Annotated in this window: 14 protein-coding genes and 1 pseudogene; all 15 read right to left on the reverse strand. The window is 39.7% G+C overall.

Annotated features, from left to right (window positions below):
* Positions 1–812 (reverse strand): annotated as a pseudogene (locus DW036_RS24725) (hypothetical protein); the annotation flags it as partial.
* Between the two features lie 135 nt (positions 813–947).
* Positions 948–1,277, reverse strand: a complete 330-nt coding sequence (locus DW036_RS24730) for a hypothetical protein (protein ID WP_118466587.1) — start codon at positions 1,275–1,277, stop codon at positions 948–950.
* 25 nt (positions 1,278–1,302) lie between these two features.
* On the reverse strand, positions 1,303–3,060 hold the full coding sequence (locus DW036_RS24735) for an O-antigen ligase family protein (protein ID WP_118466589.1): 1,758 nt from the start codon (positions 3,058–3,060) through the stop codon (positions 1,303–1,305).
* Between the two features lie 4 nt (positions 3,061–3,064).
* Positions 3,065–5,023, reverse strand: coding sequence for a hypothetical protein (locus tag DW036_RS24740; protein WP_147401545.1), 1,959 nt, complete (start codon positions 5,021–5,023; stop codon positions 3,065–3,067).
* A gap of 59 nt (positions 5,024–5,082) precedes the next feature.
* Positions 5,083–6,162 carry a CehA/McbA family metallohydrolase gene (locus DW036_RS24745; protein WP_118466593.1) on the reverse strand — a complete coding sequence of 360 codons (1,080 nt, stop codon included), beginning with the start codon at positions 6,160–6,162 and terminating at the stop codon, positions 5,083–5,085.
* Between the two features lie 22 nt (positions 6,163–6,184).
* Complete coding sequence (locus DW036_RS24750) at positions 6,185–8,179, reverse strand: NPCBM/NEW2 domain-containing protein (protein ID WP_118466595.1); 1,995 nt, start codon at positions 8,177–8,179, stop codon at positions 6,185–6,187.
* 325 nt (positions 8,180–8,504) lie between these two features.
* Positions 8,505–9,647, reverse strand: coding sequence for a glycan-binding surface protein (locus tag DW036_RS24755; RefSeq protein WP_118466597.1), 1,143 nt, complete (start codon positions 9,645–9,647; stop codon positions 8,505–8,507).
* 31 nt (positions 9,648–9,678) lie between these two features.
* Positions 9,679–11,406, reverse strand: a complete 1,728-nt coding sequence (locus DW036_RS24760; protein WP_118466599.1) for a RagB/SusD family nutrient uptake outer membrane protein — start codon at positions 11,404–11,406, stop codon at positions 9,679–9,681.
* A gap of 12 nt (positions 11,407–11,418) precedes the next feature.
* A complete protein-coding gene (locus DW036_RS24765) occupies positions 11,419–14,670 on the reverse strand; it encodes a TonB-dependent receptor (protein ID WP_118466601.1) in 3,252 nt (1,083 codons plus the stop codon).
* A gap of 52 nt (positions 14,671–14,722) precedes the next feature.
* Positions 14,723–16,273 carry a DUF4434 domain-containing protein gene (locus DW036_RS24770; protein WP_118466603.1) on the reverse strand — a complete coding sequence of 517 codons (1,551 nt, stop codon included), beginning with the start codon at positions 16,271–16,273 and terminating at the stop codon, positions 14,723–14,725.
* Positions 16,274–16,287: 14 nt separating this feature from the next.
* Entirely contained in the window at positions 16,288–17,835 is a 1,548-nt protein-coding gene (locus DW036_RS24775; RefSeq protein WP_118466605.1) for an ADP-ribosylglycohydrolase family protein, read from the reverse strand.
* 23 nt (positions 17,836–17,858) lie between these two features.
* Positions 17,859–20,045, reverse strand: a complete 2,187-nt coding sequence (locus DW036_RS24780; protein WP_118466607.1) for a DUF4434 domain-containing protein — start codon at positions 20,043–20,045, stop codon at positions 17,859–17,861.
* Entirely contained in the window at positions 20,042–21,448 is a 1,407-nt protein-coding gene (locus DW036_RS24785; protein WP_118466609.1) for a sialate O-acetylesterase, read from the reverse strand. The genes DW036_RS24780 and DW036_RS24785 overlap by 4 nt, the downstream gene beginning before the upstream one ends.
* Positions 21,449–21,456: 8 nt before the next feature.
* Positions 21,457–22,521 carry a DUF4434 domain-containing protein gene (locus tag DW036_RS24790; protein ID WP_022393794.1) on the reverse strand — a complete coding sequence of 355 codons (1,065 nt, stop codon included), beginning with the start codon at positions 22,519–22,521 and terminating at the stop codon, positions 21,457–21,459.
* A 13-nt stretch (positions 22,522–22,534) separates the two neighbouring features.
* The gene (locus DW036_RS24795) at positions 22,535–23,710 is read right to left on the reverse strand and encodes an AGE family epimerase/isomerase (protein WP_118466611.1); all 1,176 of its coding nucleotides are present in this window, start codon (positions 23,708–23,710) and stop codon (positions 22,535–22,537) included.

The following is a 23,710-nucleotide window of genomic DNA, read 5'->3' on the forward strand; positions in this document are numbered from 1 at the left end:
TTATTATTCAATAGAGTTAACGCAGCATCTACAAAAATATGTGCTTCCAATTCAATATTAAATTTATTAGCAGGTTTCTCCATATCTTCACGATAAAATAAATTATACTGCAAGGCATGCACTAATTCCTCCCTCAAAGCACCGGCTCCTATAGCTACATCACTTTTGAATGAAATAGAATTATCCGTTTCAAACCGTGCACCCGAGTTAATATCAGGCTTTATCTTAAAATCAATTTTGGTCTTAAGTGCCAAATCATCCAATAACTTCTTGAAGATTGGACTTTTCTTAACCTCAGAGACTGCCGTTTCCAATTCTTGTTTCTCCAATTTTGATAAGGTTGAACCACTCCCATATAGTTTATCTACATTAGGAGTTACTGATCCCTGATGATGGTTATCATCAGGATTTTCTGGTTCCGGATTTCCAGCTCCACCCGGCGGATAAGGATTATTGGGATCCACTTTACCATCATCCACAAATTCACATTCCCGATAACACCTTTCATATGGAACAAGATCACAATATGTAACTGTATCATAAATAAGCCCAGTTTCCATATCACCCCCAACCAATACATATTCATCATGACAATTATAGCTATATTCTGTGGTACAAATATCGTGACACACCTGTTGCACACCACGCGTAGAAACGAAAGATTCTGCCTGCGTATTGCAGGAAGGCGAAAGATAGCCTACTATTTTACCATCAGAATATCTCCAGCCATTGATAAAGGAACCGTTAATAGCATAGAATAAAACCAAGCCATCATAATCAGGCTCACGATATAAATAGCTATTTTTTGTCATGTTTCTAGTATTTTTCAAATAATCGTAGGAACCTACGAATATCATCACAAAACTACGTATTTTACCGGTTATCTTATCTTTCAGCACCACCATTCTTGTCGTATTACAGATATAATCAACCTTTGTACAAGGGTCTCAATGTAAAGCTGTTTCCGAATCGATAATCAAGTGTACTCCATTCGTCAGAATAGGAGTTTCCACGGTTTCAAATCGCCCCCAAGAACTCGTTTTAGCTCCTTCCCAATCAGGCTTTACAGGCAATTCTTTCCCATCCTCCTCACAGGTACGTGTCATTACTATTGGAGCATACTGACTATCATACCATTCTCGGGCTACTGATACGGTTAGTTCGTCCGTAGGCGTATCACCGTCGTGCAGCATTTGTTCTGTACAGGCTAACAACGTACCCAACACACCTATGTATATCAGAATACGCCATTTTTTCCATTTTTCAATGTGTTTCATGCGTTTTTCATTTTTTAATTAAACATTATCTTAACTCATCTTCGAAGATTTTATTTAAATCACGGTGCAAATAGAAAGTAGTAAAATCGTATACCTTAACTTTCTCGGTCAGTAGTTCGTGAGCTATTGCTACAGCCTCCTCCTTCCTACCTATTTCATTATACAGAAAAGCTAGTTTTGCACGAGGGGTTTGTAATGTAGGCACCATATAAGCAGCCAATATATATGTCTCTTCAGCTTCTTTCCATTTTTCTTGTTCTTTCAAATAATCTCCTTTCATCAATAATAATCCGGGAGAAGGAAAACGTTGTTCTAAGAGATGCTGTACATAAAGATACTCACTCTCCTGATGACCTTTTCTCAGCACTTGACAGTAGAAATAAGCAAATCCAATATCATCTATCATTTCTTTTTTAAACCTTATAAAAACATCTGGTTGAGCCGCAATATCACGAAAAGAATGAAACTGCAAAATAGTGTATAAGCCATGATAAGCTTTCCACTTCATCAAAAGCCGTTCACCTAAAAATGGAGCTGTACAACACAGACCTATTACCATAATTTTCTGAAATAAACGATTCATAGACAAACCGCGTTCATTTTCTGTTTCTTTATTCAAATAGCAGGCCATTGCTATAACCAAGAGCGTAAGTACAGGAAACACTTGATCCGGATAGGCAAACATGCCCCATGACACAATTCCCACTATAACTGATTTAGTTATGATAGATACAGCATCCCTCTTTGGGGGAGGCAGAAACGCCCAAACGACAAATGTTAGATAAACAAAAAATCCCATCAATCCATGTTCTACTGCCACACGCAACAGCTCATTAAAAGCTAAATGAGTACTTCCTGCTAGTTTTTTTTCTGAAAGAGAAGTGGATGATTTCATATAATCAGCTTGATAATACAGATAATTTGCTGCAAATCCTCCCTTACCAAACCCTAAAACAGGTCTATCCTGTATCATTTTCCTACTAATTTTCCACACCAACAAACGTCCGTCAGCCGATTGTGGTTTTAATGTATATAGTATTCCGATAAATACCGGAAGCAGAATCATAATTCCAAGAATATAAAACAACCGTACATTTTTCTGTTTGATAAATACAAATTTTATGTATAAACTATAAAGCACAGAAACCAACAAAGCCATATAAGCCGCTCTAGCATAAGTCAATATCAAAAGAGGTAGGGAAAAAATCACGATCAACGCCATACCGACAAGCAACATGCGACGTTTCTTCAAGTAATCATAGAATATTATAAAGCCATTTAATGCCACCCCTAATAACAGACTAAGTATTATAGCCAGAACTGCCGGATTATGAAATGGCCCTGTCATAGAAAAATAGATACTGTAGGAAGGTATATATTCAAAGAATTGCAGATACCCCCAACCAGTAAGCCATATTAGTGCAACAAGAGTACATTTAAATATAGTAATATAAGATATGTACCTCAAGAAACGAATAGCCACGAACAAAGTTAGCAAACACAAGGCACCGATGTTCCATAAAGCATCCATATGATGAAAATCAAGCATGTAAAACAGCAAAAAGCACCAACAAAATATATCAATCTTATGGATCCTGAACTCACTTTTATAAGTTAAAGAAAGTAGCAAGCCTACTATGAGAGATATTGCCGATACACCAAAAACAGCAGACATTCTCGTAAAGCCAAATATATCAGAAGGGAAACCGGACACAGATAGTATAACGATTACCCCCACCAATATTGAAACTGAAATATCTATTTTACTTTTCACTTTATACATTACCTTACCACCATTTATGATTGCCGTCTTCTTGGGTAAAAATGCGAGTTTCTTGACCTTTAGTTTTATTTTTCAATAGTAATAACGTGTTTCTAGGAACTTGATCATACTTCATTATATAAGAACTGTCTCCATACTTTTCTCCTAAAGACACCCAACCTCCATCGAAATAAAACAATTCATACAATTCTCCTTTATTGATACCGTTATCATCATTATACGGTGCATACACTATACGTCCTATCTTTTCCTTTCTCTTGAACTGCAAGCCAACCCATCCATCAGATGGAACCGGCGCATCAAAAAATGTCAGCATATCATGATCAAATGCCATATATTTATCACGTCCATTATTATACCAGCTTCCATCCGTACCAATAATTTCACCTTCTATCTGTTCATTCTGTTCATTATACACTTCCAATTCTGCAAGATAAACATTCGAATTCGGAGCTGATACATATCTGAACGCTGTAGCCTCTACTGGCCTCTCAAGTACTACCGATGTCGGAGCTAACGTTGCCGGAAAATCGACGATAGTATAAATATCTGTAAAGTTATTCGCATTCCCTGTTGTTGCTATCTGAAACTTCCCTCCTATGGTTCTATTCTTCGCCAATTCATAGACATTTTCTTTATCTGGATATTTCCTTTTCAGGTAAACAGAGGTCAATTTACTTTTATCAGGGTTGAACCACTTAACGCTCCCATTTTCTTCCACTATAAATGGATTTGATGCAGGGTATATTTCCCCTTGATGAAAGTAAGTTATTAAATAAGCATTTCCTTTAGCAACCTTTTTAAACTTCACTTTTTGGTTTTCAATCTTTCCCCAAGCTACAGGAACCCAATCCTGATTATCAAAAACTGATAAATATGCATACTTTTTAGCAGCAGGAGGTGACACAGATAGTTTTATCTTAATATTTACCGGTTCAAAATACAAATCCGACACATCCTTTAAATGACTATCTTTAAATAAGGCAGGAATCTCTTCCTCTGGTTTATGGCTTGCCAAAGACTCGCTTTGCTCACTATACATTCTTCTATAAACTTTGGCCAGACCATCCCTCAGTTGCAGACTGGAAATATGTTGGCCAAAAGGAACTTTATCGTGATACAAGAATGGAATCTGATAGTCCGATCCCACTAATACACACCAACCATGCCCCAAACTCCTTTTAGCCCATTGAGGAGTAAAGTCAATAGCTATCGGGATACCAATGCCTCTTAGAGAATAAGTAGTTAATGCCTGTAACTCCTTACAATCACCAAGACCAAACTTTGAATAAAGTAAGGATGATGGAGGAAGATCAGGAATAATAGTTGTATAAAAAAAATCTTTTCTTGCAGAATTCTGGAGCAAATAATTGCATATACTAGAGTCACACATATTTTTTTGTGCAAATATCTCAAGACATACCCTCATACTATCTCTGTATGTTTTCATCCAATCCTCTACTCTTTCTGTTCCAATCCTATATGGCAAAACATATTCACAAAAATCCTCAAAATTCAAATCTTTGCACCAAGGATACGTTAATGCTTCAAAACACATATCAATATGATGTATCAATTGGTCAGCCGTAATATGTTCCAAATCATACTTCATCAACGCTCTTCCCTTTAATATTTGCCTATTAAGTACCCAGCTTAAGCTATCAATATTCGACATAAAATCATTTACGACATAATCTTCCACTTGATATAAAGAATCTATAATATGAAAATATCTGTCACCATAAACATAATCCCTATAGTAGTAACCTTTCATATTTTCAATCAAAAAAAGTGCGGCTTTATATTTAAGAGCATCCTCTGGTTGCTCAGAATAATGTTCCAATACTTTCTCCAATTCAGCTCTATTATCTTTAGACAAAGCCAATGCTTGCTCCAACTTATAATTTCTCGAACAAGAATTACAAATTGACAGAACAATAATAAGTAATAAAACATTTCTCATATACTAAAAATACAGATGTGAAAAACTACTTATACAAACGAGCCCACCTACACGGTTAATCATTTCAAAGACGCCACATCAATCACCAACTGGCTATTATCCGTAATATAAGTATTAGTAAACTTAATTTTGTCGTTTAAACGAACCTTAAATTCAACTGTAGCATTTCCTAAAATAGTACCTGCTTTATTATCCAGTAAGATTTCGAAGTTCAGTGTCGATTTATTCACTACTTTAACTAATGCCTGATTACCATTCACTTCCTTCACCTCATATGCCAGGCAAGCCTTTACCAAAGCAGTCAGATTCTTTTCAGCTCCAATCAGAATATCCCCAAATTTCACCACAGAGCGTCCGGCAAATAATGCTTCTTTCACCCCTTCATGTGAACGTTCTTTGGCGAAGATTATAGTCATCGGACCATATTGCTTATCAGTACGATAGGTCTGTTTATACACACCATGAATATCAGTATTACCCATATACGTCAGGTTATACTCCTTGCAATAGTTGAAAGCTTTCGGATAATACTCAAAGCCATTCACCAACTCCACACCATGTATTTTCTTCTGCTTAATCAGGTCTTTATGAACCTTATAAATAGTACTCGTGTCATTCGGCCATCCGGGATGATTCCACATGATGAAAGCACCTTGCTCCAAAGCATTATCAATTGCTACCAACGGATCTTCTACATCCAAAGCATTTGCATCCTTCAAAAAAAGAGCATTGATATGTCCCAATGGCTTGGAACGGGTTATTTCAGCACCCGGTATCACGACCAGATTAGAACTCTCCTCTACTGTCTTCGCCCGTCTATAAGACTCATTATGGTCAGCCGTAATGAATTTGTTCGGACGATATTCAATGTGGTCCGTTATAGCAATCACATCCAGTCCACGGATAGCACCCTCCCATACCCGGTTTTCCGGCTTCACATCTCCATCTGAAAAAATGGTATGAGTATGAAAATCACACTTCAAAGTTTTATAACCGTCTACATCAGGAATATAGACATATTCTCCCGAATAAGGCTGTTGTGCCTCCGGAACCTTCACTACATCCAGGCCCTGCAGTTGTGCAGAGACCTGGAAAGTGAAAGTCGATAAAAAAGCTAAGGATAAATATAACTTTTTCATTCTTTTGTTATTTTGCAGATTTTTACTTCGCCGGAGTAATCTTCACGAAAGTAACTCCATGATAAGGTACTTTTGTCTGGAAACTACCATTTACTTCTCCCAGATCTTTCTGTCTCCACAAATCGCGAACCATTGCTTTACCATCAATACCGAGCTGTTTCAAATCAAAATTAAAGTCATACTCACGCATTTGCATAGCTTCAGCATCATCCTGATCCCAAAGAATAAAGTAAGGATCTACATGGAAGAAACCTACTGCATAGGAACCATCATGCAACTTCTTAGACCAGATCTGTCCATTCTCTACTATCCTTTTCTTAGCAGGAGCTACCATCGGGTCCTGGCTAACAGAGATCACTTCATTATTAGTAAGCAGATTCAGCGTAAAATCATCAATATTCGCCATATCACAACCTATCAGCAAAGGAGCAGAAAGAAGACACCATAAAGAAATATGGGAATATTGTTCATCTGCAGTCAGGTAAGAATCATGCACTTTAGTACCCCAGGCTTGTCCCAATCTACCAACTACCAACATATCAGGATCACTATTCCGTCCCGGAGCTGTAGATTCAGCACACACATCCTGGAAAGTACCGATAGCTGTTACTACATTCCATTCATCCGTAATATCACGTGTGGTACGCCATTGATTACCACCGGCTTCCACAGCCCAATTCCATACGTTGGGAGCTCCGTAACCTACACAATAAACGATGTCACGATTTACTTTATCCAATGCCTTACGCATCACGATATACGGTTCCTGAATTGTTTTCTCTTCAGAATCCTTTTCTATTTCCAAATAACCGCAATAGTCATATTTCAGGTAATCTACACCCCAACCGGCCCAGGTTTTAGCATCAATTTCTTCATGCTGATAACTACCTAAGTGACCACCACAAGTAGTAGCACCCGGAGAAGAATAAATACCGAATTTCAGACCCAAGCCATGAATATAGTCTGTCAATTCTTTAAAGCTGGGGAATTTTTCATTAGGAAGAAGTTCACCTTGTTTAGTGCGTTCCGCAGCTTCCCATCCATCATCAATATTCACGTATTCCCAACCGTAAGAGTGCAGTTTTTCATTCATCATACGGGCAGCATCACGTACTTTTTCATCGTTTACAGAAAGTCCCCAGCAATTCCAGCTATTCCAACCCATTGAAGGAGTTAAAGCAATCTCATCACCGATTTTGATCGTCACTTCTTTTACTGCTGTACCTTTATCATTGGTAGCCTTCAACTGTACCTTATATTCACCTTTCGTTGTAGCTTTACCTGTGATATGTCCATTAGCCGGATTCAATTTCACACCTTCGGGAAGTCCCGTAGCTTCAAACGTCATCGGACGGTTACCAGTAGCCATTATCGACCACAAGAACGGATTTCCCGGACGTGCACCAAAGACTAACGGGTTATTAATGACCGGTGTCTCAGGAGCCGGCGGTGTCAGGATATACTTTTCCTTGACAACCGGTTTAGCCCATGCAGGAATCGGTTTTACATCTCCACGGGTAGTGATCTTCACGTTCAACCAGTCTGCATGGTCGTACATGATACCATCTCCACACTCTTCTACCAATAGCAAAACTTTGTCGATCCCTTTCAGATTCACATTGAATTCCTTTACAGGATCTCCCTTCTTCATGACACCACTCTTCCAGAGTTCTTTCTTGTCACCGAGAATTTTGAATTGAAGTTTACCGGCAAACAAGTTCTTGTCGTCAGCACCAGCCAAACCGGAAATTGATACTGCTTTGCCACCAAGATCGTATAGCAAACGACTAATGGAATGGGAACCAAGTCCCCGTTCATAAACCACTCCATTTACTGTAAGCGGTGTATGCACTACAGAACGATTAATTTCTACCATTCCCCAATCCTGAACATAACAAGAGTCTTGTCCGAATTCGTCTAACCAGACTTCTTTAGTAGGTCCGTTGTCACAAGACTGTAAACTCCAGGCCCCCATCAACATCACGGCTAAGAATACCGCGCACTTTTTCATCTTCATATTTTTCTTAATTCTAATAAATTACATTTCAAAATATGGTTCATCCGACAAAGATGTAGTTTATCTATAATTCTATTTATCAAGACATTGCATTTACCGGCATTTTCATATCGATGTAAAAGCATTTACCGCCGCATGTAACGACCTTTACCCCTTATTGTAACGCTCTTTACCTCGGTATGTAACGGCCTTTACTTCGGCATGTAAATGGAGTTACCGTGTAGGGTAAACAGAATATCAAAACCACCTAAATCGGATGAACCTAAAACAATTTTCACTTCTGGATATACTATACTCCTGGGGAGATTATAGCATTCAGTCGGTATCAATCACCTTTTTTATAGATACGGATATTGTCAAAAGCAAAATTGCGGGCAATATTCTGATCTATCTCAAGACGCATATTGAAGCTGGTATAAGACCCCGGGTAATTATCCGGATAATCGGTGGACTGAATAACAGTAAACGGCAATGTAATAGTTTCCCAACGATTAAAGTTCTGGACATTGAAATCCGTTGCAACCCAGTCGCAGGTTGGAGCTGCCCAATAAAGATAATTACAGAACTTAATCTTATCCTGTACAAACTGATTAGCCGTACGGAACTCACATTTCACTACATAGTTCTTGCTGCTTTCAAGCCCCAGCATATCGGCAGTATAAGCAATGCCGCCTCTCTCTGCAATATACCACCAACCGGAATATTCAGATTTATCATCAATACGCAAGAAGTTACCGCTCAAACGTTGAGGATCTTTCTCATCAGTAACCACATTGGCCATACTGGTGGGTAGGAATTCATCAAAGTCCATTATTATAAACTCACGGTCATAGTAACGTCCCGGACATGTAGCTTCCACATCCCATTTTGTACCTTTCACCTTTATCTTGATGTTTTTATCCACAGTCTTAGGCACTTGGGCAGTCAGGTAGTTATTACCACTGCTGATTACCTTCGATATTTTACCATTAAAATCGACTACTGCATTGAGAGAATCTATCTCATAGAGTTCAAAGAAATCGCCATAAATCATAATGGTATCACCAGGGCTGGTATATTCATTAAACATACGATCCAGACGAAGTTTTGGCGCATTCGCCTTAAATGGGATTTCCTGACGACCTGTAGAATTATAGATATAAATCTTGTTGGTCTCTTCTTTAGGTAATTTCACTGGAATTTTCAGGAACAGAATATCACTTTCCGTATATACTTCCAGCATATCCAATGCTACGTCATTAATCAAAACCGAATCAATATTGCGTACATCGAGCCCTGTGCCATGTATTGCAATAAAATCGCCCATAGCTGCCTCCGTAATCGGAGTATTCATATCATCAAGGGTGGTCACATTGGTAAGCTGTATAGGCATTGGATTATAGTCATCATCCGAACAAGCCGTAAATGACAAACCCAATAACAGTGCTCCACCCAAACATATATTTCTGAAGTTCATTATATTTTTCATTGCATTATCTATTAGTTATTAATAAATAAAATTACCACCCCGGATTATTCCTGTCCATATAAGGATTCGTATTGATAACATCGGGCGGGAACGGTAATAACAAATGCTTCTCTTCACGACGTTTTACAATCTCATTTTCATCCACAGTACCGATGGCATTCATTACTTGCAGATAGATACCCCAACGAAGCAAATCATAGCGGCGGATACCTTCGGCAGCAAACTCTTTGGCACGTTCTTCAAGAACGAATGAACGGAACGACTCTTTTGTAAACGGATTCTTCTCATGACGTTTGCTTACCAATGTACTGTTATTACGCTTGTTCAGCATTTCCATTTTAGCAAAAGCATCCGTTGTAGGACCATTCAACTCATTTTCCGCTTCACAATAAATGAGAATGAGATCGGCGTAACGCAAATACGGCCAGTTCCAGTCTGTACGGTTACCATTATTATCAGCAGTTATAGCTGTAAATTTTTCAAGTTTGGCACCATACTCATGGGCGCCGTTTCGTACAACATCCGTAGTTTCGTACTTATATGGACATCCTTCGTATGGAGGTAAGCCCTGACGTACTTTCACACTATCGCGTTCGGGATAGAAATACCACTCCATTTTTTCATAAGTTTTATTCCAGTTATACGGAACACGGTGTTTTACTCCCCAAGTGATACGCTCATCATCCCAGTCGTCAAAAGTCTGCAACCAATGGTCTCTTTGAACGTAGTAACCGGAAGTCCATTCGCCATTGTATGCCGGATCGGGCCATCCGTAATAATCCTTACTAACATAGTTGTAATAATCGTCGCCCTGTCCAACCATTGTCTGCAAACAGAAAAGCAACTCAGGTCCATTCTTATAAGCCGGACTCCATAGTTCTTTCTGGCTACTTGCCAATGAAACCTCACCACTATTGATTACTTCTCCGGCCTTTTCTTTTGCCAGGCGATAATACTCCTGAGAATCAAATTCTTCATATCCGGCTACCACATTCTTGCTGTGAGTAATGGCTACAGGCATCAAACGGGAGGTTGTTCCATCAGGATTTACTTTACTTCCCGGACCTCCTTTTACTGTAACTTGCCCGCTCTTCATAGAAGCTGAACCAATAGTAGCATACACCTTAGCCAACAAAGCCTTGGCAGTGGCACGGCATACGTGACCTTTCTTAAACGCCTCATCGGTGCGCGGAAGCAGCAATGCTTCGGCTTCTTTCAGTGTTTCAATAATATGCTCATACACTTCTTTTACAGAAGACCGCGGCAATTCGGTAGAATTACCCTCTGCAATGGAATATGTATACAAAGGTATAGGACCAAAGAACTGAACTAACTGGAACTGAGACCATGCCTTCAGGAAACGGAGCTCACCCAATGCATTATTCTTTTCTTTTTCAGTAACACCAGTTATCTTCTGTACTAGGTAATAGTGATAATTGGCTCTGTGGATAGTAGTACAATAATATTGATAGAAGTTTTTTGTCGAACCTTTATCATAAAAGTTACCGGCACCTTCATCACCAAAAGCCCAGCTCGGCCCTGTTTGATAATCACAATCGAAGTTCACCACACTATGATAATTACCCCATGTGAAAGGCCAATGCAAAGTATGATAAGCACCTGCCACCAACTGATCATACGAACCTTCGGCAGCAACATCTTCACCTGCAACAAAGGTAAATGTTTCCTCTTCCAAGTCACATGAAGTGGTCAGAAACAAACCTGCAGCACATAAGCTTAATATTTTTAACAGTTTCATATTCTTACTTTTTTAGAATGCTAATTGAATACCTAAGTTAAATGTACGGGCACTCGGATATGATGACATATCCACACCTCTACGAGTCGGGTCACTACCGAACGCGTTTACATCCGGGTCATACCATTCATAACCGGAAATAGTAAACAGGTTAGTTATACTTGCTACGATGTTAATGGACTCTACAAATTTCACCGGATGAGCCCAATTATAGCTTAAACTAATATTCTTACAGCGCAGATAAGAACCATCTACAATATAACGGTCGGAAGCTTTCATAGCACGGGTAAAGGTACCATCGGCACGCGGCCATTTAGCTGCAGCTCTGTTTTCCGGTGTCCAACGGTTATTGAATACGAAATAAGGCATATTACCCGAACCTACCGCTACATCAAACTGCTTCAAGTTCACATTCAAAATATCATTTCCTTGTGTACCTTGCAGGAAGAAGCTGAATGTCCATTTCTTCCAGTTCAATGTACTGGTAATACCATATTGATAATCAGGATTCGTATCACCAATAATCGTCTTATCACGGTCATCGATTACCGGATCGTCATCCAGATTCTTATATTTCACCTGCCCAACCATAGATTTCACTTTAGAAGGAGTTGCATCTCTGTAATACGGATCAGCACGTACTTCAGCCTCATTATCATAGAATCCATCTTCCACATATCCGTACAAAGTACCAATAGGATGACCATTTCTTCTCAGGAACATACTTTCAATACCCCAAGCTACATCAGAGAACTGATCGGCATTCAAACCACCAATTTTATTGCGGTTGAAAGAGATATTGGCATCTAATGTCCACATCCAGTCGCGGGTTTTCACCGGAATGACATGTGCTGTAATTTCAAGACCTTTATTGGTTACATTACCATAATTACAAGCTATTTGATTGAAACCGGAACTCATATCAATATAACGATACTGTAATAAGTCCGTTGTTTTCTTGTAATACAAATCAACAACCAGATTTACACGATTATTGAAGAAAGCTGCATCCAAACCAAGGTTAAACTGATTCGTTGTCTCCCATTTCAAATTTGCGGCAGCAGGTCCTCCCCAACGGTCTTCACCGGCACCAGGATTCATCGTTCCATCGAACGGATAATTCTGGGCTTCGAAGCGAGAACGGGTTGCATAGGCACTAATACCCTGGTTACCAGTCTGACCGGCACTGAAACGCAACTTCAGGTTATCAAAGAAATTAAGATTCTTAATAAATGCCTCATCAGACATACGCCATGCAATAGCACCGGAATAGAAATTAGACCAACGGTTCAGAGGATTGAAACGGCTGGAACCATCACGGCGGAATGACGCGGTGAACAAATAACGGTCTAACAGATTATAATTGGCACGAGCCAGATAAGACATCAACTGTGAGCGCCATCTGCCACTTCCTATTTCTTTTTCACCTACTGCAGCATTCATATCGTTATCTTCTGTAATATCATTCGGGAAATTCTTAGCAAGCATATATTTGCTTCTTCCCATAGACTTTTCATAAGTCATACCGGCAACAACATTGAAAGCATGCACACCAAACTTCTTTTCAAAAGTAAGTAAAGACTCTAAGGTAAAACCTTCGTATGCATTATCATCTTTTCTTCCATAACCATTGGTAGGATTTTGTCCTGAACCAGTGTAGCGATTGTAATATTGGCTACGTTCGTTATAGGTATAACCATAACCGATGTTCTGACGGAACTTCAGCCAATCCACAAATGTTATTTCGCCAAAACCAGAAGCATAAATACCATAAGTGTCAAGCACATTCTTTTCTGTATGAGCACTCAGATATGGATTTGCCAAACCAGAAGCAAAGTCCTCAGAATATTTAGAGTCTGCATCCGGGTCGAATACCGGACGAGTCGGATTAAATGCAATTGCGGACTCGATTACACCATAATTTTCCGTATTGGTACGGGCCAGGCGATTCTCCGATTTTGTAAAAGTCAGATTACTACCGATTTCAACATAATCATTAATCTTACGATTATTATTTGCACGGACATTGTAGCGCTTATAATAAGAGTTCACAATAACACCCTGCTGATCAAGATAACCGCCAGAGTACATATAAGATCCTTTCTGGTCACCACCGGAAATATTCAGACTATACTCCTGACTAAACGCATCACGGAAAATTTCCTTCTGCCAGTTAGTACCATAGAACAAATTTCCATCTTCACGCAAGTCAAAACCATTACGGAAATCATCAGGACTAGGCAGATATTTTCTCTCAAGAATGATCTCTTCACCAGTCACAGGATCGGTACCCTTTTTAATTGACCAATGGCCGGGTATAGGATAAGGGAGGCTTTCATCGGCAACATAATTCTTACCATCATACATATAACCGAAAATAGTACATTCGTTCTTGAACTGTGCATAATCGCCCGCACTTAAAACATCAATCAGTTTTACAGGTTTGGACATGCTGAAATTAGCACTGAACTGAACTCTTGCTTTGCCCTGAGCACCACTCTTAGTTGTGATAATAACCACACCATTAGCAGCACGCGAACCATAGATAGCCGTTGCAGAAGCATCTTTCAATACCTGAATAGACTCTATATCCTGCGGGCTAATTAAGCTCAGAGGGTTATTATTGGATTTCGTTCCGAAGTCAGTCGAGGGAGCTTCACCTGCCGTGAAGGGCACGCCGTCCAGAATATACAATGGTTCTGTATTGGTAGTAAATGAGTTGGCACCACGTATCTGGATAGTTACACCTGCACCAGGAGCACCATCGGCTTGTGAAACTTGTACACCTGCCATTTTACCCTGCAAACCTTGATTAATACTCGTCGGATTTGTTTTCAGTAAATCGTCACTTTTCAAAGAAGAGATTGATCCCGTAAGATCCTTTTTAGGTACACTACCGTAACCGATAACCACTGTTTCTTCCAACATGTGGCTATCTTCATGTAATGTAACATTTACAGTAGCTTTACCTTTCACTGCTACTTCCTGAGTTTTGTAACCCACAAAAGAAAAAACTAAAGTAGCATTACTGGAAGCATTTACCGAGTAACGTCCGTTTACATCTGTAATAGCTCCCGCCGTTGCATTTTTCACACGAACTGTAACACCAATCACAGGTTCACCTGAATCATCGGTTACAATGCCCGTAATTTTAGACGTTTGAAGCATGTCTGTAGTTTCAGCCTTCAAACCATTCGGAACTAACATTAGTGCCATTAAAAGCACACCAATAATTCCATTCATCGATTTGTGCAATCTTTTCATAGACTCATTTTTGGATTAATTAAATTAAACTTTATTACTCTCTGTTTAGTTGTTATTCGATGGTAGGATTAATAAATAATTCATCCATATATACTTTCTGAGGAGCATCAAAAGCAACCTTTATATACCTTGCATTTTCATTCAACTTTTCGAATAATATCCCGTCAATCCAAGCATCATGCTTATTATTCGGAAAGTAAGGGGCATCTTTGATAGAAGCCAGACTATAAGTTTTTCCATCTTCTGAAGTATATACATAGACTTTCAGCGGGGTATTGATTCCTTCCGGATTATAGTTCAATGTACGCACCATGATATTCTTGACCGGAGTTTTCTTTTGCAAGTCCACCACTATTTCATGGTGTCCCTGGCCAAACTTCACCCAACGGTTGTCTTCACTGTTCTCTTCAGCTACTTTGCCATCCAGCAGGGCTTGCATGTCCGATTTACTAATCATGTCAGGAGTAGCTGTATTCATCAATTTTTCCAATAGAGTTGCTTCAAACATTTTCCAGTAAGTATCGCCGTTTCTCCACGCCATATATTTGTTGCATACATCATTAGACCAAACCGGTTGCCCCAACTGATAAGAAGATTTCGGATCTTCAATGATGCCACCAAACATGAACGAAATAATGCGGTCTACCCCTGCTGCAGATGCAGCTGCCTGCTGAGATAGTAAACGAGAATAGGCAGCCGGAATCAAAGCGGATTGACGGTCGTTCGTACCTTCTTCCCACGTAAATGTTTCGCAATTTGCCCACATTTCAATATTCAGTCGATTGTGAATATCACGCATTCTTTGCCAGTTCTTTTTCAAACGGGGAAGTGTAAACTTATCACGCACGCAACCCACTTCGTCCTGATAAGCTATAATATCGACCTTCAATTTTGCCATCTGTTTCTCAAAATCCGGATTATCAAACTCCGACAAACCAATTCCATAAGGAGATATCAAAGTTTTCTTGCCTGGCGTCAGAATTTGTGCCTTTTCAGCCAATGTATTAACCGATTGTACGGCATGTTCAGCAAAAATCGGACAGATACAATCTTCTACCGGCAAATACCAACCATAAAAAGCCTTATGATTTTTGTAAAGAGAGGCCAGTTCTTCCATAATCTGTAACTGGCGTTCTTTGATTGCCGGATCCAGCAGATTATCATCCTGATCTTTTGCCCAGCCGGTACTCATAAATACTTTCACGTTATGTTTGGCAGCTTCATCAAGGATAGCATCTACAGGACTTTTCATGCCCTTATCATACAGCCAAGGCATGATTTTAGAAGGATAATATGCCTTACCTTCATTAGCTACCTCCATGAATACCAGATATTCAATGCCCATAGCCGCTAATTCACGAACCTTAGCCGCCCACAACTTCGGATCTGTATTATCAAAGTTTTGAGGATTGGTATATTTATTACGCACATCTTTATATGCCAGATTGATCCATGTGCCGGTAATAGGTCTTACACCAGTGACTGGCTTTCCGGCTTTTTCTTGCTTACCGGAAGTGTCATTAGCAGCACATGCAGTTACTGCCGGCATCGCAACCAACATTGCCAATAGGCCAAATAGTATTACTCGAATGTTCTGTTTCATAGTTTCTATATTTATTAATTAAGATTCTGCTTATCTGAATAGATTACTGCTTCACCTAAATAGATGTGTGCATCTTTATGAGGATTCAACCATTTAAAACTGATCTCATGTTTTGCATTTTGCAGCTGATATCTATGGAAAATATCTACCCTTCTATCATCAATGGAAGATGCTTTGGCAACCGGCAAATTTGCCGTTTCAATCAGATTACCGTCAATATACATTTCAACCTGAGCCACATAGTTTTCATCTGTACATTTCACATATCCTTTCAAAACGAAACCGATACCATCGAACACAAAGCCGGTATTATCCTGTAAAGTAGTATTGACAGCCAGTTTATCCACCGGATAATGACCTTCAAATGCCTTTTCATATTTTACAGCAACAGGTTTTTGAATTTTAATAGTCACCTGCCCATTATCTACTTTACCACCTTCTCTTTCTATTACTTGCAAAGCATGTTTCAAGCCCAGTTCCGATAGTTTATTAAGAGATACATCTGTATAGGCAAAAGGTATGTCTTCTATTTCATAAAGACTCTCTTTCCAATTCTCCGGAATATTAGAATATCCTATCATCGTACCCAAAATACCGGCAGCTGTAGCTGCATTGCAATCCGAATCCTGTCCGCAACGGGCAGCTATGTCAATTGTGGAAAAGAAATCTTTCTGTCCATACAATAATCCCATTATGACATAGGCACTGTTAATCTTTGCATCAATATCAAACGGAGCAAAAACACCGTCAGGACAACCAACCTCCGATGTCCACTTCTTCTGGCACTCGAACCAGGTTTGTTTCCAGTCATTCGGATACTGCTTATACCAGTCTATCACATCTTTCATGCAACGGTAAAAATCACTCTGTTCGGGAATTGTTTTCAGCGCCTCCGAAACAACGACTTCCACATCATCGGAAACAAAAGCCATAGAATACAAAGCACCAACATATACGCCTCCGTACCAACCATCACCATAAGTGAAGATATGTCCTACTCTATCAGATATTTCGGAAGCAGTATTGGGCATACCCGGTGTCATCAACCCTGCGAAATCTGCTTCAATCTGATAATCGATATCGTCAGCATGGGGATTATTCAACCAATGACCGGACATAGGCGGCATAATACCTTGTTTGATATTATACTTGGCAACCTGGTTGGCATGCCATAATGGAAAACCGGCATTGGCAAAGCTGATTGCAAATGAATCAGCCGGAGCTTCCAGACCTAAACGTTCGAACACATTAACAAAGATGATGTCTACGTACAGATCATCATATAAACCGGGAAAAGTATCAAAATAGAACTTTACTCTGTCCTTGGACCATTTTATAGGAGTATAGTCTTGAATCATTGTACCGTTATGCAGAAACTCTACGGGTCCACCATAGGTACAACCAATGGTCTTAGCCGCCCAGCCACCTCTTATTTTATCAGCCAGTTCATCCTGCGTCATCGTTACCTCAGACGGAACTGCTGTTTGGGAGGAAGAGGAAGTACATCCTGCACACCACACAACAACTACAAAAACATAAATAATAAAGGCTATATTCTTCATGGTTCTTTACATTAAACTATATTTTACTTTATAACTTTCAGCTTGGCTGATTCTTCATCCATAACATTATAGGTAGATATCTCATATACACTATCTTCATTACCTTCCTTATCGATGAAGGAAGTCAGGAAGTTATTTCCATGTATCTGAAGTTTCTTTAAGAGCGTGCCATTCCTGTAAATATTGAAACCGGCAACCGACTCCAGACTACCTGGAATCCACTTGACTTCCATGCCATTAGCTACCTTTATCATACTGGCACTTATAACTTCCTGCGGAGTAGCTATTTGAGGAAGTTTACCTTCTTTACAGTATTGCAGATAGGCTTGATGATAGTCCTTATTCACTACAAACGGACTATTATAATGGCTATAAGCAAAGCAGATTAGATTACTTACATAACCATTAACTATATCCAGTTGCTTCTTTATCCTTGTCAGAGGAGCACTCACCCAGAATTGTTGATCAAACGTTTCAACATTTCCCCAGAATTTCAACCCCGGTTTAGTATTGACAGCTTGTTTCAACTTAGAGAACCAGTCCGATAAATTATCTAAATTCAATCCACCGGCACCGACACAGTCTTGCGGAGCAAAAATATCTCCAAATCGGAAGTGAGTTTGTGCAAAAACATTCTCCCACATTTTTCCGTATTCTTCTGCATTTCCACCTACTTTATGATTCATAAACGGAGAAAGCATGAGCGGCATTCCCGGAGTGAGCTTTGAAAGATGATCCAAATTTGTATTTAAGGCTCTCGCAAGAATAGCCTGACGTTCAGCTGTCATACAATTCAGATTGTCAACTTCCCAAACCCAATACCATCCGTACATTGCATCCGGATATTTTTCCTTGTACAATGCAACCAGTTCATCTGCTACTTTATTGCCGATTTCCATTTGGCCAACCAACCAATCTGCATCATAATCTACTTTCCACCACCTATCATTAAAATTCAGTCCAATAAAGATTTTTATTCCATTCTTCTGGGCACTGCGCAAACACTTTTCAAGTGTCTTGTTCTGCTGTTTTTTCTTTGTCAGTGAAGAGGGATAGTTAGTAGTTGTTTTTCCTTTCTCATCTGTCAGAAGTGCAGGTGCATAAATCAGATACTTCATACCTGCCTCTTTAAACATTTCCATTTCCCGATCCCAACGTGCATCATCCCAATTAGCAACTAAATATTCTTGTATAAAAGAACCGCTGAAACGAGGGATATTGGTACCTTGATTTTTCTGTTCGAACATGTAATGGAAATATGTACCTTTCAGGTCAATAATATATGAATCGAAGCTGGCTTCATCTTCATGCAGATTAATGATGCGGGCACCTCGGTTCAGGACTTCATTATAAGCAGACGGATAACCTGTTTTACGTCCATAAGCTAACGCTATATTACCGTTCCAATCAACCATATAGTCATTGTTATGATCGTGCCCGACAAATACTCCTATTACATCTTTTTTCTCTATAAAAGAGGACAATAAGCCTGAATTTATGTTGGACGCACAAACACCTTCCTGCTTCTCACCGAATTCACGGCAAGCCCATCTGGCCGTTTCATGTTCGGGTAGAGGAATATGGAAAAACGCCATCGATGGCAATCTGTGCTTATTACGTACTGTAAACTGATCACTTGTCTTACGATACCAATCTATCTGATCATGCTTAATCCAGTCATAATATCCGAAAGAACGGTCTTGGGTAAGATTATGCGAATCGAACAAATACAAAACCCATTTTTCTGAATTTCCATCAGATGAAAGGATAGGAAGCGCACAATTACCGGAACCGGACAACTTTCCATTTTCTGCATCATAAGTCAGGTTATAGGGTACCGTACGCAGAAATTCAAGAATCTGGGCATTATTCATATCTGTTTCTTCATCATGATTCCCGAACGTAACAGCAAACGGCATTTTTTCTTCCTCGAACAAGCCAACCAATCTTTTCCAACCACGAAGAGCATTCCAGGAAACCACTACATCACCTGTCAGAATCACAAGATCAGGACGTTCTGAGCGAATAATTTCACGCATCAAGTTATAAGTACTGTCATTCTTTTGTTTATAAGAATCGCTTTCCACCCAGTGCAGATCGGTGAACTGCACAATCTTGAACTTTCCATCACGAAACTTCAAATTAGAAGTCTGGGCCAAACAGGAAAGACACAATAGTGAACTAAATAGGATTAATAAATATTTTTTCATTTCTTTCTATCTGTTCTAAATGGTGCCAAAGGCAACCCGTTACTATCAAATAAATTGGGAACTGCATCATTGGTAAAGCAATAGCGTACTGCAACCGGAGTTTTTACTTTTGAGGAAGAAACACTAATCTCACCATTCTTCATTAGTTTGGCATCTGCCGGATATACATTTCCTGCCTGATCCACTATCTCAAAGTTTTGGATGGTCTTGTCATTACAGGTTAATTTAATAGCAGTAGTAGCCACCATAACTTTACGTCCTTCTATACGGATAGACTTTAACATTGGAGAATAAGGCTCCACTTCTTCCCTATGGTAGGTTTTCTTCAATGCCATATTGGCCAAACGGACACCTACCTGTTTTTTCAGACTCGGATGGATATCAGAGATATCATTCACCAGATCGCTGACTACGACCATTCCGGTGTTATGTAATGTTGCAGCAACATCTGCCTGCTGTTCCCGTAAATAAGCAGCATTTCTGTCTGCATATCCATTCCATGGAGCAATCTGCACAAAATAAAAGGGCAAAAAACGGTGAAATTCATTTCTCCAACCTCTTATCATTCCATCAAACAGAGGACCATAGTCAGCAGCCCGTTCATTATTAGCTTCTCCCTGGTACCAGATGACGCCTGCAATAGTATAATTCTTGATAGGATGAATCATTGCATTGTAAATGGATGAGTTGGCAGTAGGAGACCAACCGGCTACTTGTTGTTTTTGTGATAACTCAAACAACTCCTTTTCATGGCTGAAAGTAAATTCATCGATCCAGGGTTCTACTGCTGTCCCTCCCCAATAAGATCCAATCAGTCCGACTGGCACATTCAGTGCTTCATTCAAATGTTGACCAAAGAAGAAGCCCACAGCGCTGAAATCTTTGTAAGTTTCCGGAGAACAAATTTCCCATTGTCCCTGAATACGTTCTACCGGATACTTAGACGTTGCTTTAGATATCTTGAAAAAACGAACTTGCTTATTTTCCAAAGCTTTTGTGATATCCCCGGCATCACGAACCGGATAGCTCATAATATATTCCATATTGGACTGGCCGGAACACAACCATGTTTCACCCATCAGAATATCTTTTATTTCCCTTTCCAGTTTGTTTTCCCAACCGTAAAAACGAATACTATGAGGTCCTGCAGCTTCCGGAGTACGTACATAAGCTTCCCAAGCGCAATGCATATCCGACTTTACATGTACCGTATCTGTGGGGGCCCAACTGCATACAATCTTCAGGTCCCATACACTGGGACACCAGCCCCAAAGCTTCACTTCAGAATTCCGTTGCATCACCGCATGATCACTAATGATAGATGGAAGAGCAAATTCCGGATTCTGTGCTGAGATATTGGCAAATACCAGCATGAATGTTATTATAGTAACTAATCGTTTCATAGTAGTTATTATTTAAAGTTCTGCTTTCTATACCAATCCATGTACTGATTGTATAGTCTGACTGACTCATCACGCAATCCGGCATGAGCCAGCGAACCGGGTTTATTCATTATACCAAGATATTGATATACCAGAATCTTATCTACAAATGGAGATATAGCCTCCATCTGATGAATAATTCTCTTATCAAAATCAGCCGAGATTAAACTACCATGAGTAGTCTGTTCAAAGTAGAAAAGCTCCATGTCGGCCCATATTCTTGAACGACCGGCCTTTTGATGCGCTTTAGCTAAATTTTCAAAAGCACGGGCTGATTGACTAAATGTAGTGACACCCACTCCCACGCCATCTTGATAAGCTACGATCTCTACATTGAGTTGCTCTAATTGTTTAATGAATGTGTCATCACACTTTTCGGCCTTAATATTATAAGGCGCAATGATATTTACACAATTCGCATTCAGAGACTTGGCTATCTGCGCACACTCATTCACATATGGAATTACATACTCACCAAAATAAGGATCCAACCATGATTCATTGGGGAAATACCAACCATAGAAACTTTTATGATGTCCATATCTTGCATAAATTTCTTCCATGCATTTGGCTCTCTTCCTGCCCAACTCTTTGTCGGTCATCATCTTTACAGCATCCAGATCCAATGCCCAATAGTCATTGCTTACAAAGAACTTAACACCAAACTCATCTGCTGCCGAAAGTACTGTTTCTATGGGATCTTCACATCCCATCTTAAACTTAGGAGCCAAGTCCGTATCATAAAATGCAAAACCATGAGAAGCTACATTCATCATGACTAAGTATTCCATGCCTGTTTCACGGATTTCACGTATCTTTTCCCGCCACTGGGTTGCAGTAAAGTTTCTCAAATCTTTATCCCAATACACACCTTCTTTTCCTCCCGGGTGTTGGAATTCAAACCAGGAACCGGATATCGGCTTGATGTTTGGATTTTGAATGGCCTCCTGTAGAACCTTTGCTTGCGAGACTCCCGGTAAAATGATACCGGCAGCCCCCAAGCCTAAAGTAGTTAGAAAATTTCGTCGATTCATAGTATTAGATTTTTCATTCTGATTTTATAATTTCTTCCAGAACTGTCCAGCATTGATACAGTCCTCTGGGTACATGGAAACATCCTTTCCATTTCCCGCCTTTTAATGGTAGCAGCACCTCTCCTCTCCTATTCAGATAGCCGTACCATTCAGCATATTCCGGATCTTTAAAATGATTCCAGGTATAATCATGCACTTTCTCGAACCATTCCAAACATTTCTTATCGCCAGTAAGTTGATAGGCTTTCAATAAAGAAATCAATGTTTCAATATGTACCCACCAAAGTTTTTGATCCCATTCCAATTGTTGAGGAGGATATCCTTTACGGTCCATAAAGTAATATATACCGCCGAACTCTTTATCCCAGCCATACTCCAACATTGTCAAAGTAACATTCTTGGCTTTTTCTATCAGTTCAGGACGATGCAGGCGTTTTCCAAGATCCATAATGAACCACATAGCTTCAATATCATGCCCCGGAGTCACCTGGCGTCCCTCAAAAGAATCAGAAAGCTCACCGTTAGTCTGTACATTTTCAATGATGATGCCTCCCAGTTCCGGACGATAGAAAACCTCCATAACTTCACGGATGCATACCTCCATGGTTTTCTCTAAATAATCAGCATCAAGTAAATGTTCGATTTCCAAAGCCAGATTACATAGAATCATCGGGAGAGCGAAGTTTTTCAAATCTCTCGTACCGGGATGAAGTTTATTCCACTTACCCTTCGGATTATCCACTTTAGACAGGATGATCTCAAAAGTCTTCTTAGCAATATCAGCATATTCCTGATTTCCGGTAGCAAGACTGAGTTGTCCGAAAGCCATGGTTGCAAAAGTGTATGAGAAAATGTTATAAGGATCTACCAGCGGGCGTCCCGTACGGTCAAGAGAGAAATACCAATTGTAATTTCCATCGTGACCGTACTTTTTCAAGAACTCCCCGCCTTGAATGGCACAATCCAACCATTCCTGACGTTTCTCTACCTTATTGTAGAGCATTGAAAACAACCATACCTCACGGCCTTGCAACCAAACAAACTTATCTGTATCGAAAACATTACCTTGACGGTCCAGGCAAGTGAAATACCCGCCGAACTCGTGATCCTGAGAATGTTCTAGCCAGAAAGGAAGAACATTATCCATCAGTTCGTCCTTATAAAGAGCAGCTAATTTTTTAAAATCCAT

The organism is Bacteroides sp. AF39-11AC (assembly GCF_003474285.1).
Taxonomy (GTDB): Bacteria; Bacteroidota; Bacteroidia; order Bacteroidales; family Bacteroidaceae; genus Bacteroides.